Origin of the sequence: Pectobacterium artocarpous (assembly GCF_046159765.1) — a bacterium.
GTDB lineage: Bacteria > Pseudomonadota > Gammaproteobacteria > Enterobacterales > Enterobacteriaceae > Pectobacterium.
On sequence record NZ_JBJXVK010000004.1, the window covers coordinates 134,453 to 148,965 of the forward strand.

Below are 14,513 nucleotides of genomic sequence, written 5' to 3' on the forward strand. Positions count from 1 at the left end.
TTACGAACTCATTAACGTATTCAGTTGCAGAATCGGTTGTAAAATCGCCAATACGATAAACAACACCACCGCCGCCATGCTGACCACCAGCAGGGGTTCAAATAACCCCAGCGCCAGTGTCATCTGCGAACTGAACTCCCGATCCTGATTATCCGCCGCTCGTTCCAACATGCTGTCCAACTCGCCGCTGCGTTCACCGCTGGCGATCATATGGCGCATCATAGGGGGAAAGAGCGCCGTCTGTTCTAGCGCTTTGTGCAGGCTCACACCTTCGCGCACCGCATCTGTCGCCAGCGCGAGTCGATGGCGGGCATAATCATTGCTCATCACATCGCCGCTAATACGCATCGCCTGTAACAGCGGCACCGCACTGGCGTTAAGAATACTGAGCGTCCGCGCGTAACGTGCCGTATTCAGGCCTCGAGCGATGCGACCAAGCAGCGGTAAATACAGCAGGCGTCGATGAAAACGGATACGTCGCTTTTCTTGCCGCAGCATCACGCGAAAGGCCATAAACGCTGCCAGCAGCGCCAACAGCACCCACGGCCCAAACGTGCGTACCGCATCGCTCATCCCCATCAACACCCGGGTAGAAAGCGGCAGCGCCTGCTTCATATGAATAAACTGCTCGACGACTTTCGGCACGACAACGGACAACAAAATACTGACTACGGCAATCGCAACGATGGTTAGTACGCACGGATAGATCATTGCCTGCTGGATGCGGCTACGCATCTGCTGGCGTTGCTCGGTGTAGTCCGCCAGTCGGTTCAGCACTTCATCAAGGTGGCCAGAGGTCTCGCCTGCGGCCACCATCGCGCAATACAACCGCTCAAAGCTGCCAGGAAAACACTTCATCGCATCGGCCAGCGAATGGCCTTCCATCACCTTACTACGCACCGCGGCCATCAACTGGCTCAGATGCGGCTTTTCACTCTGTTTCGCTACCGCATCCAGCGCCTCTTCCAGCGGCAGCGACGCCGCTACCAGCGTAGCCAACTGGCGAGTTAACAGCGCTAAATCTGAGGTACTGAGCCGAATTTTACGGCGGAAGGAGAATCCTGTAGATCCTGACTTCTGCTGGTCACCGCGACCTTCATCAATCGACAACGGCACCAGCCCGCGCTCCCGCAATAGCTGACGCGCCTGTCTGGCGGAGTCGGCTTCCTGCGTGCCACGGCATTTTTTCCCCTGCGCATCCAGCGCCTGATAGTGGTACTGTGCCATATCATTCCTCTTTGGTTACGCGGATCACTTCTTCCCAGGTCGTGAGCCCCGCCAGTACCTTTTCCACTCCGTCCTGACGGATAGAGGTTCGACTCTCCCCCAGAATCTGGGCAATCGCCATTTCACCGTCACGGCGATGGATCGCCGCGCGAACATCGTCATTGATCAACACCAGTTCATGAATACCGATACGTCCCCGATAGCCGGTATAGCTACACTGCGGGCAACCCACGGGGTTATGCAGCAACGTACCCGGCACGATCCCCATCTGTGCGGCCTGAACCGGATCGACCGGATGTGGCTGGCTACAGTCAGAACACAGCGTCCTGACCAGACGCTGGGCGAGCACGCCCAACAGAGAGGTTGATAGCAGGAAAGGTTCGATGCCCATATCCTGCAAACGAGACAGCGCGCCCAGCGCGCTATTGGTATGCAATGTGGATAACACAAGGTGACCGGTCAGCGATGCCTGCACGGCAATCTGCGCCGTTTCACCATCACGAATCTCCCCTACCAGCACCACGTCCGGGTCCTGACGCAAAATGGCACGCAGTCCGCGGGCAAACGTCATATCCACCTTGGTATTGACCTGCGTTTGCCCAATGCCTTCCAACTCATACTCGATGGGATCCTCCACCGTCATGATGTTACGTTCCGAGGCATTCAGGCGGCTGAGCGCAGCGTAAAGCGTGGTACTTTTCCCCGATCCTGTCGGACCGGTGACCAGAATAATACCGTGTGGACGATGGATCAGGCTGTCCAGCCGCTGCCGATTACGCTCCGACATGCCCAACAGTTCAAGATCGAGCTTAACGCTGTTTTTATCCAGCAAACGCAGCACGACACGTTCACCGTAGTTCGACGGTAACGTGGAGACACGCACGTCAATCGCCCGTCCCCCTACTCTCAGCGCCATGCGGCCATCTTGCGGGATACGCTTTTCCGCAATATCCAGCTTCGCCATGACCTTGATACGCGATACCAGCAGTGACGCCAGCTTACGCTGTGGACGCAGGATCTCACGCAATACGCCGTCGACACGGAAACGGATCAGCAAATAGCGCTCATACGTCTCGATATGAATATCCGATGCCTTATCCTTAATCGCTTCGGTTAACATCGCGTTGATCAGGCGGATAATCGGCGCATCGTCATCGGCATCAAGCAAATCGTCGCTGTCTGGCAGCTCTTCCACCAGCGTGTAGAAATCCATCTCATTGCCGATATCCTCCATCAAACGGCGCGCTTCTTCCGAATCGCGCTGATAGCTAATGACTAATTGTCGCTCAAACTCGTCTTCCGTAACGCGTTCAATCTTAAGCGAGCAGCCCGCAATTCGACGCGCTTCCAACAAGGCGGCCGGTGGCGTTTGCGCGACGCAAATCGTCTGTAGACTCGCGTCATTTTCCCGCTGCAACAGCAGAATTTGCTGCGATCGCGCATAGGCAAAAGGCAGTATGGGACGTAATTCTATAATCTGAGAGGAAACGTCACTCATTTCCCGCCCGCCGGATAAAACGCCACGATAGAGGACTGAACCTGACGAAACGTATAGGCGTTCCCCCCTTCCGGCAAGCGCAGAAAATCGTTACCCAGAAGTCCCTCTTTACCGTTACTCCCCCCCCGCTGTTTATCTTCTTCAGCACTGAACGAGCGATACTTACTGGCAGAGGCGCTCTGGTATTGGTTGCGATCGCGAATAATTGAAGGACGGATAAACAGCATCAGGTTACGCTTTTTCGTCTCCTGACTGTTGGAACGGAACAGGTATCCCAGAACGGGAATATCTCCCAAGAAGGGCACTTTACTTGTAGACTCATTGGTGCTTTTATCCAGCAAGCCACCCACCACCACAGTTTCGCCGCTGCTGACCAGCACCGCGTTATTCACGGTACGCGTATTGAATGTTGCCCCTAGGTTGGTACTGCTGCTAGAGGCGGCGTCTGCCACGCTGGAGACTTCCTGTTCGATTTCCAGCAGAACGGAGTCACCTTCGTTAATTTGGGGCTTCACCTTCAGCTTGATACCCACTGTTTTACGCTCCACCGTTTGGAAAACGTTGTCACCGGATGTTGTCTGCGACCCTGCTAACACAGGCACCTCCTGGCCGACGTTAAACGTCGCTTCCATGTTGTCTAACGTCACGATACTGGGCGTCGCCAGAATGTCGTTCTTGCTATTACTGGACAGCGCCGTCAGTAGCATGCTCCAGTTCCCCTGATAGAAGCCTGCGGCAATGCCGTTGAAGCTGCTCAATGCACTTGATGCTGCGGTATTCAGCGTCCCATCACGCCCATATTGATCCGCGCCTGCCATCATTGTCGTGATCGGTAACCCAGTATTCGTAAACTGCGTCGTTCCTGCATTTTTATTGGCCCACTGAACGCCCAGGTTCATCCCATCGGCATCCTGTACTTCCGCGATGATCGCTTCGACCAATACCTGTGGACGACGGATATCCAACTGTGCAATCACCTGCTCCAAATCCCGCATGATGTCAGGCGCGGCATTCACAATCAGGGAATTGGTTTGCTCGTGTGCCTTAATGGAAATGTCTTTGCGCAGCGCAGGCAGCGCATTTTGCTGGTCGGTTTGGATACTGTCACCGACGCCGGTAAGCACTTCGACCAGATCGGCGGCTTTGGCGTATTTGAGATAGATGACTTTGGTATTGCCCTGCACCGCCTGCTGGCGATCGAGCTGTTTGATCATATCAATCACGCGCTGGCGTGAATTCGGCTCACCACGCACCAGCACCGAGTTGGTTCGTTCATCAGCTACCACATTCGCGGTTAACATACCGGGCAAGGCGGATTTCTCATCCATCTTGTTCAGTTCATTCACCATCTTCACCACTTCCGTCGAGGACGCGTAAGATAGCGGTATGCTAGTCACATTCCGATCGCCCGCCTGATCAACTCGTTCAACAATCTTCATCAGCCGCTTGATCACACCCGCGCGTCCCGTCATCAACAGCACATTCGATGGTTCGTAATGCACCACGCTCCCGGCACCGGCGTTGTCGTTCAACTGGCGCAACAGCGGTGCCAGATCGCGAGCGGCGACGTTGTTCACCGGCACGACGCGCGTCACCACTTCATCACCGATGCCAGGCTGATCGTCAGTAGCCAGCGGCATAGACGTCGATTTCGCATCCTTCGAGCGAATGATTTTCAGGACATGGTTATCCATCGGAATAACAGTAAATCCGTAGACATCCAGCACGCTCAGGAAGAACTGGTAATACTGTTCTTCATTCATCATGTCATAGCTGCGTACGGTAATCGTTCCGCTAACCGACGGATCGATAATGACCGTTTTATTCAGATTCTTACTGACGGTATTGATAAACTCCTGAATATCGGTGCCCTTAAAGCTGGCGGAGAATTCGGTGCTCCACGCCAATGATGACGCCATCAGCAAAACACTTCCGCCGAGCAATAGCATGCTCTTACGGCGTACCTGACCAAGCCATTGGTTTTTATGTTTTGAAAAAACCTGATGCTTAAAAAATCCCTGTCCCTTGCTAAACAAATTAGTGGTCTCCATCCAATGCCAGATATATATCCTGCTGTTGACCATCACGCTCGACGGTCAAATTAAATTTGCTCATCCCTGCCAGTTGCGCCATTGCCTGCTGTGCCTGATCCGCATCGCGTAAATCCATGCCGTTTAATGACACAGCGAGATCGTTATCCTGCAAGCCTGCGCGGTAGAAAAGGTCGGGATTTTTTCCGGGGTTTAACTGATATCCTTTCAGTACTTCTTCTTCCGTGACGGGAGAAATGGTGAGGTAATCCTGCGCCGAGACGGGATTTTTTTGTATCTCTTCTTTCGCCTGACTAAATGCGCCAGAAGATGACGGCGCGTCAGCCGCTTTTTCTTCCTGATACAAATACAGCGCCTCATATCGCCCCTGATACTGGAACACGACACGATCGGCAGAGATAGTGACAATTTTGGCTTCATAGCCCGGGATGGCATCGCCGACATTGCGGCTGTATTGCTGACTATCTTTAGCGATGATGGCAATCGAACGCTTGGCGTCTTCACTCGCCAGAACCCCCGTCAGACTGATATTTAACGATGTCAGCGGAATATCACCGGATAACGCGGCGTCATTAACCGCAGAAGCATCCGCATTGGAGGCGTGACCGAACAACGTAAAATCGCCCGGCGTCGAGGGCTTTTCTTTCGCCTGAGCAGGCGTCACCGACACGCCGTCAATCCGTGAGTCTTCAGGGAGGAGAAGGTGCCAAGTCAATACGGCCAACTGCTGACAAATCAGCAGCAAAATCACCCCCAACACAATACGTCGGATTAGAGGCGCTGGCAGTGACCGGAGCGTGGCGACCAATGAATTAAAAGACGGTTCTTTGAAAGCTTGCAATCGTGCCATAGTAATCATCCATAATACTCCCCACGCGCATTGGCGTGGGGAAAATGCCTTATTCCGTTGCGGCTTCTCGGGTGAGGGTTTCATCACCGCTGATCGCCAGCGCGGCATCATTATTTACACGGTCTTCGAGCCGGATATTTTCAATATGACCGAAATTCCAGGCTCTCGGTACATTCTCAAAAACGACATTTTTAAATTCACTGTTCTTCAGGAACGTAATGTCCGTGGCTTTTACATTTTTAAATTTTACATTTTCAAAATGTAAGCCTTGGTGATAAGCATCACGTTCAAAGGAGAACTTATACGCATCAGCCATCTCAGCAATGGTCATGCCATCGACCATAATACTGTTTTTCTTCGCTGAACCATCAACCGTGACGTTGGAAACGGTCACATCACGGAACTGTGCAGGCTCAGCGGCAGGCTGGGTATCGTTCACGTCCGCTTTATATTTAATCGTGAACACGAACGGCTCTTTGACAATATCACGCATCGCGTTATTACGGAATACCACGTCACGTGAACCGCCACCATAATAGGGTCGGCTCTTCATGCGTAGGCCAACATCCGTCTTATTCATTACGTTATCTTCAGCAACAATTTTTTCAATCCAGGCGCCGGTATGGCTACCTGTCACCACCGCGCCATGACCGCGACGGAAGTAGTTATTGAAGATCCAGGCACCACTCTGCGCTTTTTGCCCCAGTGTCGCCACCTCGGCACCGTACCCTGCCGCAAAGTTTACGCTGTCATCACCGGTATCAAAAAAGTTATTAAATACCATGACATTTTGGCTGTTTCCGAATTCAATACCATCCGCATTATTGGCATCGTACGTCGTGTGCACCAGCGCATTCATCGCCACATTTTCGGATTCCAGCACCATCACTCCGTGGAAAGCCGGGTTCAGAATCGTCAGCCCTTCCAGATACATGTTGCTTACGCCACGTAGCGTCATCAGACTAGAGCGTCGGTTTTTATACGCCTCATCCAGAGCCATCCCTTCAGCAACGGCTTTTGCCGTTTGGTCTTTTGCCAGAATACCGTCACTGCCAACATTGGTCGCTTTGCTCGCACGGTAGAGCGGCAATTCATTCTTTAATTCATCAGTTTCAGTAATGTTTGTATCGCTGGCTTTGATACCACGCGTCCAGCCATTGCCATCTATCGTACCCTGCCCAACGATACGGATATTTTTAAAGGTACCAGCATGGCTACTGCCCTGATCGTCCGCTTCCAGTACGTTAATCAGCGAAGGTGGACGTTTCGGTAATTTAGGCGAGCTGTAAGGGTAGAGATAATAGCCGCGAGCGAGCGGGTAATCGTCACCATTTGCCGATCCCAGCAACGTAGTACCTTTCGCGACTTCAAACGTCATGTCGCTATGCAGGAACAACGCCCCCGTTTTAAACGTTCCGCCTTCAACCACGACTTTACACCCTTTCGGGTACGCGGCTGGCGTACAATCATCAATCGCCTTCTGAATCGCTACCGTGTCGTTGGTTACGCCATCCCCTTTCGCGCCATAGTTGGTCACATACAGTGCGGCTGGCGTCGCCGTCGTTTTCTGGACGACGGTTTCACTATCCACGGACTCTTTGCCATCGTCATAAAGCGCACGCACCGTGAAGCGATATTCCGTTTCCGGCGACAGGTTCGTCACCTTAAAATTATGGAAGCTGACGCGCACATGCCAGTTATCGGTATCGATCGCGTTGTAGAAGTTATCGATATAAGGCTTGGCGGGCGAGTGGGTGTTCTGGTTATCAATCGTGCCACCCAGCAAGATTCCATTCATATAGACACGGTAATCCTTAATACCGGCAGCAGGTTTGATCGGTTTTTCCCAGGCAAGTACCACGCTGTTGTCATCATAGGCCAGCGTCGGCACGTTGAGATTTTGTGGCGCGGCAGAGCGATCGATACCGACATTCGGCGTTGAGTCGCTATCGCTGCATCCGGCAATCAGGCCGCTCAGAACGAGTGTCGCACAGAGCGTAAGGCGAGTATGGGGCAAAAAGTCAGTCATAGCATTTCCTGTATTTTTACTATTATTTCGCCCGATATATTTCCCCGGCAGCGAGATTGCGACCACAGGACGAGACACATCGGGCAGAGGATTTACAAATGAAAAGTAAAATTATTTTTTAGAGCAAATCACTACGGCAGCGAGATATCCAGTTTTCCCGCGCCAGCATTTTCCAGCACATATTTCTCAACGGCGGCAATGGATTTCCCTACGCTGTAGGCATAAGGTGGGCTCCATTCCAGTTCATTGGTACAGGTTTCCAGCGCCCATGCCGGTACGGTTTTCCCAGAACGTGTTGCGGCGGCTTTCTCGGCTTCTTGCAGCGCACTGCATTTGTCTACTGCGATTTGGTTCAAATTGCCTGCTGGATTGCCATTGAACCAGGAGCCGCTGTCTTTAAATTTGCTTCCCTTGTAGGCACCGATAATCAGATTTTCATCCGCACCGCCGCCCTGGAAATTAAACACGTTACTTTCGGAAAGAATGGCGGAATCGAATCCCATCCCAATGGCATACAGAATGGGGTAATTCGTATCCGTTGCCCCCCGATGGTAGTTATTGAGTAAGTGAACCTGACCAAAGCGCACACGCGGCGAGCGCTGCACGCTGTTGTCCCATAAATTGCCTTCAAAGGTGATCCGGTATTCCCCTTTATCACCGTCGCCGGAGCCGATTAATACCGTTTTGTCATGTTGGGTGAAAATGTTGTAGGAAATCGTCAGGTAGTCGGCACCATCTTCGATATCCAGCAAACCATCGTGGCGCTGGATAGGCTTACCAAATAGCACCGACTCCTGATAGTCAGGATGTTCACCATCCGTAAAGGTGCAGTGATCAACCCAGATATTTTTACTGGCATTAATCGATACCGCATCATAACGGGCATTCCAGTTTCCTTTATCGCCGTCACTGGCATCCCAGGCCGGGGCGAAGTCGCGCGGAGCCTGGAACGTAATATTACGGATAATGATGTTGCTGTTATCTGTCTTGCCAAACGTGTGACTTAAGGTGTTTAGGGATAAATAGCCTTCCACCAGTTTCGCTTCGCTACCTACGCCTAAAATCGTGGTATTCGGCGGGACCTGAAATTGAATTTGCGCCTTCTGGTTGTTGGCATACTGCGAGCGTTGACCATTTTGCTTTTTAAGTAGGCTAAGTTCAGCGCTAGCTGCCGCGGCATCGCTTCCACCAGCATCCGCCGTCGCTTTCAACTGCGCCATATAATCCTGATCGAACGCTTTGACATATAAATCAAAATCGAACGTTGTCTTATTTGGCTTGGTTTTATAGTATTCAACATCCGCATAGCGCCCATTACCTAAATCATCACCGCGGATAGTGCCTTGCCAATAGATAATTTTGGGTTCTAATTTTGCCTTCAGCTCCGCATCAACATCGCCTGCGATATAATGGGGGCTACGGATATTATTTAACGCATCTTTTAATTCCTGGCGGCTGGTCACGACATAAATGCTATTTTCATGTGCTCCCTCGCCCCCCGTCGTTGTATAAAATCTACCATCCGTATTCTGATATTGTGCAGCCCAGCCAAACGGTGCGGTTTTCACCTGTAAATCTGGCGGAGCCGATTCTGCCACTGGTTGCTGACTATTATCACACCCGGAAAGTACGACCACAGAAAAGGCAATAGCTACCGCACAGGTGCGTAAACGACCAGTCCCAATAACCGTTCTAAACATGTTATCCCTCAGTATTCTTTAATTATAAAAATAGAAAAAAACCCACAAAACACCCTGCGATATTCATCGCATACTTTAAAATTGCTTTTATTCGTAATTTAGCGACAGCATGACAAATCCCTTATTGATAAAAAATCAGCGCAATACCTGTAGTAAAAACCACATAATAAAACTGCCGATTTAACACTCGGGATGATTAATTAAATGCTTATGACACCTCCACGTTCATTGATCATCAAAAAAAAGAAACGACGCACCCACAAGAATAAAACATGGTTTCATTAAAGCAAATTCGTACATTTTTTTTGCGACCCGCATCAAGATTCCATCTGTGATTATTATGATTGCAATAGTTTTTAATCAAAATGGAGGAACTGTCACATAACCGAGAGATTCAGTTTTCTGGCGCTTTCTATTTTTTGCAAAATAAGGCAGACAGTACCATCCTACTCACCTCACTTTCGTTTATGATATGAGGCTACACGGATTAGATTGACAATTAAGGATTAGCGTGTGGATAACGCACCGGAAGCATCGACACACTCACAGCCAGCGCTACTTGCCAAATACCCAATGCCTGGGTATTTGATGGTTATTTATGCTCTGCTTTTTATTGCGCTTGGCTGGTTCAGCCACCAGCGCTTGGGGAACCCTACGTCTCCTACGACTGCTTTGGCTGCTCAAGCCGCGATCTTGCCTGCGGCAGAGGGACAAACGCCAGCCACGCCTGCGGTTACACCTCATCAAGAAGAGGCGCACGTCGATACACCTGCACCGCCAGAGAAAAGGACCACGCTGCCGTTTCCTGCCATCAGCAATGGTGAGATTCCACCGCTGACCTACAGTGCACACGTTTACACGTCGGATGAAGCCAAGCGCAGTATCACGCTCAACGGACTGCAATTCCGTGAAGGTGATTCGCCAATAGAAGGGTTGACCATAGAACAAATCCAGCAGGACATGACCATTTTCAGCGTTGAGGGCGAGGTGTTTATTATGGAGGCACTGGAGGATTGGCCGGGCGGAAAATTCAACGAGAATGAACGTTCCGCCGACGATGATGAAAGTGGAAGCGTCGCGCCTTAGCCGTGACTGCGGATAGCATCAATAAATGGCGTCAACGTACGGTTAAATTCCGAACACTGCGTCTCTTTAGGCGTACTATCTTTTAATAACCCTTGATACAGGCTTTCACTGCGCTGCGGTAAAGCCTGATAGCTCGCAACATTCCAGCCTCGTTGTTTTGCCGCAGTCAACGCGGCATTGGTAATCGTCGCATCATCGGGAAGATCGCTGCGGTTACACTTCGATTTGAGATAACGGGTAGCTGCTACCAGCGATGACAGCTGATTCAGTTGATCGTTGGGAGAGACCGTGACCGCAGAAGACTGACCAGCCACCGTTCCTTTGTGGACAGACGTTCCTGTTTGTTGGCACCCGGCCAACACGACGCAAAGTAGCGTTAACGCAGAAAATTTAGACAGAGATAACGACATAACACACTCATCCTGATTGAGATTAACGGTAGGCATTCTAGCAAATGATAGGCCGCTGTCACGGCATGTTTATGCGGCTCCCAGCACAGAGCGGGAGCCGCAGTTATCAGGGAAGTCGCTATCAGGCAGCGGAACCCTTGGCTGATACGGATTTGGTAGTCGGTAAGATGCCGTCAGCGCGGAACATGGTCTTAATACCGCGCACTGCCTGCCGAATACGATCCTGATTTTCAATTAAGGCAAACCGAACGTGGGTATCGCCATAATCGCCAAAACCAATACCGGGGGAGACACAAACCTTCGCTTCTGACAACAGACGCTTAGAAAACTCCAGCGACCCCAGGTGTGCGTAGGCATCAGGAATTTTCGCCCAGACATACATGGATGCTTTCGGTTCATCAACCATCCAACCCGCTTCATGCAGACCGCGCACCAAAACGTTACGGCGCTGGCGATACTGCTCGGCAATATCTAGCACACATTGCTGATCGCCTTCTAACGCCGCGATCGCGGCAACCTGCAACGGTGTAAACGTGCCGTAATCGTGATAGCTCTTAATTCGAGCAAGCGCACTGACCAGTTCCGGATTGCCGACCATAAAGCCAATACGCCAGCCTGCCATATTGTAGCTTTTTGACAGCGTAAAGAACTCTACCGCGATATCCTTTGCACCGGGAACCTGCATGATCGACGGTGCCTTCCAGCCGTCATAAACGATATCGGCATAGGCCAAATCATGGATTACCAGCACGCCGTACTGTTTCGCCAACTCAACCACGCGTTCAAAGAAATCCAGCTCGACGCATTGCGCCGTCGGGTTCGACGGGAAACCGAGAATCATCATTTTCGGCTTCGGGATACTCTCTCGGATAGCGCGTTCTAATTCATTGAAGAAATCGACGCCTTCCACCAACGGCACAGAACGAACCTGCGCCCCGGCAATCACCGCACCATAAATATGAATAGGGTAACTGGGGTTTGGCACCAGCACCGTATCACCATGATCCAACGTTGCCAGCATCAGGTGCGCCAATCCCTCTTTGGAACCAATCGTGACGATCGCTTCGCTTTCTGGATCGATATCGACCTCATAGCGATCGGCATACCAGCGGGAGATAGCACGGCGCAAGCGTGGGATACCTCGGGATGTCGAATATCCGTGAGTATCTTCGCGTTGTGCGACCGTACAGAGTTTTTCCACGATATGAGGAGGTGTCGGGCCGTCAGGATTACCCATGCTGAAATCAATAATGTCTTCGCCGCGACGACGCGCAGCCATTTTTAATTCAGCGGTAATATTAAATACATACGGGGGAAGACGATCGATGCGCGTAAAACGGCGCGGAGAAGTAGAATCAGCCATAACATCCTCAAATGAACGTGAGCGCCCGGACCGTCCGAGCGACGCAGTGCCTGTAAAAAGGCACTCTACTCAACATCCTTCACATCACAGGAAAGCCACTTTCGTTGAACACGGCGTTCACTGAACACCGCTGTCGTTCACTACAAGGCTTAACGACAAGAGACCATTTGACATGAAGTATGATGAACCTATTCAAGCTATCCCAGATAATTCGCGCTGTCGATACCGTGCCGATAAATTTTTCCAACGTCGAATGAAGCCACATCGATTTCTTACGAAGACCGCGAAAAATGAAGATTATGTAGCAGAATAAGCATTACACTTTACAACCCGCTCGGCCTTCCAGACAAGACATGCAAGACGCTGAGATACAGGATAGAGATTCCGAGAGTAAGCTTATGATTGAGATGCGATATTTTACCGAGAGTTGGCCCATCGAGGGCGCATTTACCATCTCACGCGGCAGCAAGCGTCAGGCGGATGTCGTTGTGGTTGCGCTCCAGTCCGGTAACGTGACGGGCCATGGAGAATGTGTTCCTTATTCACGCTATGACGAGTCCCTCGACAGTGTAATGGAGCAGATTGCCTCACTACACAACGACATCTGTAACGGTTTAGATCGGCAGACGCTACAAACCATTCTCCCCGCCGGCGCGGCACGTAATGCGCTCGATTGCGCATTCTGGGATCTGGAGTGCAAACAGCACCAGCAGCGCATTTGGCAACGCCTGAATTTCCCTTCGCCTATGGCGTTGGAAACGGCCTATACCCTATCGCTGGATACGCCAGATCGTATGCGGCACGCCGCGATACATCATGCCAATCGCCCTCTTCTCAAATTAAAACTGGCGGATGCAAACGATCTGGCCAGAGTGGCAGCCGTTCGCGAAGGCGCGCCATTGACCCGCCTGATTGTAGATGCGAATGAGGGATGGGACACCGAGCGCTATCTGACGCTGGTTCCTGAACTCGCCGCACTTGGCGTAACGATGATCGAACAACCTTTCCCAGCGGGCAAAGATGATGTGCTGGCAGACCTGCCCCGCCCTATTCCCGTCTGTGCTGATGAATCCTGTCATGACAGTCAGTCACTGGTCGCTATCGCAGGCCGCTATGACATGATCAACATCAAGCTGGATAAAACCGGTGGTCTTACTGAAGCCTTACGTCTGCGCAACTACGCGCAGGAACAAGGCTTAAAAATTATGGTCGGCTGCATGGTGAGTACATCGCTCTCAATGGCACCCGCCTTTGTCGTGGCACAGGGCTCCGACGTAGTCGATTTGGACGGTCCGCTGCTTTTGCAGCGCGACCGCACTAACGGACTGCACTATAACGGTAGCGAAATATTACCGCCCGACGCATTATTGTGGGGATAACGCGCGTTAACCTGCATTGAGCAACTATTAAGGAGTGTTGTGATGCAACGTCTTGTTTATGTTGATGGACAGTATCTGGAAGAAAATGAAGCAAAAATCTCTGTATTTGACCGTGGTTTCCTGTTTGCCGATGCCGTTTATGAAGTCACCGCGGTCATTGATGGCAAACTGGTTGATTTACCCGATCATATCACTCGCCTGCAACGCTCCTGCCGCGAACTCTCACTCACCCTGCCTGTGACACCCGAGGCACTCAAAAACATTCACGATGAGCTGATCTGTAAAAACGACCTGAAAGAAGGCGCGATCTATTTACAGCTTAGCCGCGGCAATGCTGGCGATCGTGATTTCTATTTCCCTTCTGCTGACGTCAAATCCACGCTGGTGTTATTCACTCAGGCGCGTTCGCTGGTCGGTAACCCGAAAGCCGCAACCGGCCTGCATGTTGTCACCACCGAAGATATTCGCTGGCATCGCCGGGATATCAAAACCGTCAGCCTGCTCGCCGCCAGTCTGGCAAAGGAGTATGCCCATGCGAATCAGGCCGATGACGCTTTCTTTGTCGAAGACGGTTTCATTACTGAGGGTAGTTCCTGCAACTGCTATATTGTCCTGCATGACAACACGGTTGTGACCCGACCACTCAGCAACGATATTCTGCACGGCATTACACGTCAGTCGCTGCTCAAGCTGGCAGAAAAAGAGGGTATTACACTTGAGGAACGGTATTTTACGCCGGAAGAGGCCTATCACGCCAAAGAGATTTTTGTCAGCTCAGCCACCATGCTCGTCCTCCCCGTCGTGATGCTGGATGGAAAAACCATCGGCGATGGTAAGCCAGGAAAAATTACTCAGCGGTTGCGTGAAATCTATCTTGATATGATTAAACAGCAGGGAAAATAACCGCGCTTCACTCTCTT

The 14,513-nt window shown here is 51.3% G+C and carries 11 protein-coding genes; 3 read left to right on the top strand and 8 right to left on the bottom strand.

Going from position 1 to position 14,513, the window contains the following annotated elements:
- The 6 genes from gspF to ACKQAD_RS03830 form a co-directional block, all read right to left on the bottom strand.
- Window positions 1-1,227: a type II secretion system inner membrane protein GspF gene (gene gspF, locus ACKQAD_RS03805; RefSeq protein ID WP_409158917.1), complete on the bottom strand. Its 1,227-nt coding sequence runs from the start codon at window positions 1,225-1,227 to the stop codon at window positions 1-3.
- Between the two features lies 1 nt (window position 1,228).
- Window positions 1,229-2,725, bottom strand: a complete 1,497-nt coding sequence (gene gspE / locus ACKQAD_RS03810; RefSeq protein ID WP_409158918.1) for a type II secretion system ATPase GspE — start codon at window positions 2,723-2,725, stop codon at window positions 1,229-1,231.
- The gene (gene gspD / locus ACKQAD_RS03815; RefSeq protein ID WP_409158992.1) at window positions 2,722-4,674 is read right to left on the bottom strand and encodes a type II secretion system secretin GspD; all 1,953 of its coding nucleotides are present in this window, start codon (window positions 4,672-4,674) and stop codon (window positions 2,722-2,724) included. The genes gspE and gspD overlap by 4 nt, the downstream gene beginning before the upstream one ends.
- A gap of 88 nt (window positions 4,675-4,762) precedes the next feature.
- Window positions 4,763-5,626: a type II secretion system protein GspC gene (gene gspC / locus ACKQAD_RS03820; RefSeq protein ID WP_409158919.1), complete on the bottom strand. Its 864-nt coding sequence runs from the start codon at window positions 5,624-5,626 to the stop codon at window positions 4,763-4,765.
- A 49-nt stretch (window positions 5,627-5,675) separates the two neighbouring features.
- Window positions 5,676-7,655, bottom strand: a complete 1,980-nt coding sequence (locus ACKQAD_RS03825; protein ID WP_409158920.1) for a glycosyl hydrolase family 28 protein — start codon at window positions 7,653-7,655, stop codon at window positions 5,676-5,678.
- A 131-nt stretch (window positions 7,656-7,786) separates the two neighbouring features.
- Window positions 7,787-9,355, bottom strand: coding sequence for a pectate lyase family protein (locus tag ACKQAD_RS03830; protein ID WP_409158921.1), 1,569 nt, complete (start codon window positions 9,353-9,355; stop codon window positions 7,787-7,789).
- A 513-nt stretch (window positions 9,356-9,868) separates the two neighbouring features.
- On the opposite strand from ACKQAD_RS03830, the gene gspB reads away from it, so the two are divergent.
- Window positions 9,869-10,441, top strand: a complete 573-nt coding sequence (gene gspB, locus ACKQAD_RS03835) for a type II secretion system assembly factor GspB (RefSeq protein WP_409158922.1) — start codon at window positions 9,869-9,871, stop codon at window positions 10,439-10,441.
- Here gspB and gspS read toward each other — a convergent pair.
- Together gspS and alaC are read right to left on the bottom strand one after the other, a co-directional pair.
- Window positions 10,438-10,851 carry a type II secretion system pilot lipoprotein GspS gene (gene gspS / locus ACKQAD_RS03840; protein ID WP_409158923.1) on the bottom strand — a complete coding sequence of 138 codons (414 nt, stop codon included), beginning with the start codon at window positions 10,849-10,851 and terminating at the stop codon, window positions 10,438-10,440. The two genes, gspB and gspS, sit on opposite strands and share 4 nt — an antisense overlap.
- A gap of 121 nt (window positions 10,852-10,972) precedes the next feature.
- Window positions 10,973-12,214, bottom strand: coding sequence for an alanine transaminase (alaC, locus tag ACKQAD_RS03845; RefSeq protein ID WP_409158924.1), 1,242 nt, complete (start codon window positions 12,212-12,214; stop codon window positions 10,973-10,975).
- 398 nt (window positions 12,215-12,612) lie between these two features.
- On the opposite strand from alaC, the gene dgcA reads away from it, so the two are divergent.
- Window positions 12,613-13,593, top strand: a complete 981-nt coding sequence (dgcA, locus tag ACKQAD_RS03850; RefSeq protein WP_409158925.1) for an N-acetyl-D-Glu racemase DgcA — start codon at window positions 12,613-12,615, stop codon at window positions 13,591-13,593.
- A gap of 42 nt (window positions 13,594-13,635) precedes the next feature.
- Window positions 13,636-14,496 (top strand): D-amino-acid transaminase, encoded by an 861-nt coding sequence (locus ACKQAD_RS03855; protein ID WP_409158926.1) that lies wholly within the window; start codon window positions 13,636-13,638, stop codon window positions 14,494-14,496.
- The last annotated feature ends 17 nt before the right edge of the window (window positions 14,497-14,513 follow it).

Bases quoted from the DNA above. Each gene is read 5' to 3' on its own strand.
- gspE (WP_409158918.1), bottom strand. From the start codon at position 2,725: ATGAGTGACGTTTCCTCTCAGATTATAGAATTACGTCCCATACTGCCT.
- gspF (WP_409158917.1), bottom strand. From the start codon at position 1,227: ATGGCACAGTACCACTATCAGGCGCTGGATGCGCAGGGGAAAAAATGC.
- gspS (WP_409158923.1), bottom strand. From the start codon at position 10,851: ATGTCGTTATCTCTGTCTAAATTTTCTGCGTTAACGCTACTTTGCGTC.
- dgcA (WP_409158925.1), top strand. From the start codon at position 12,613: ATGATTGAGATGCGATATTTTACCGAGAGTTGGCCCATCGAGGGCGCA.
- ACKQAD_RS03855 (WP_409158926.1), top strand. From the start codon at position 13,636: ATGCAACGTCTTGTTTATGTTGATGGACAGTATCTGGAAGAAAATGAA.
- gspC (WP_409158919.1), bottom strand. From the start codon at position 5,626: ATGGCACGATTGCAAGCTTTCAAAGAACCGTCTTTTAATTCATTGGTC.
- gspD (WP_409158992.1), bottom strand. From the start codon at position 4,674: ATGCTATTGCTCGGCGGAAGTGTTTTGCTGATGGCGTCATCATTGGCG.
- ACKQAD_RS03825 (WP_409158920.1), bottom strand. From the start codon at position 7,655: ATGACTGACTTTTTGCCCCATACTCGCCTTACGCTCTGTGCGACACTC.
- ACKQAD_RS03830 (WP_409158921.1), bottom strand. From the start codon at position 9,355: ATGTTTAGAACGGTTATTGGGACTGGTCGTTTACGCACCTGTGCGGTA.
- alaC (WP_409158924.1), bottom strand. From the start codon at position 12,214: ATGGCTGATTCTACTTCTCCGCGCCGTTTTACGCGCATCGATCGTCTT.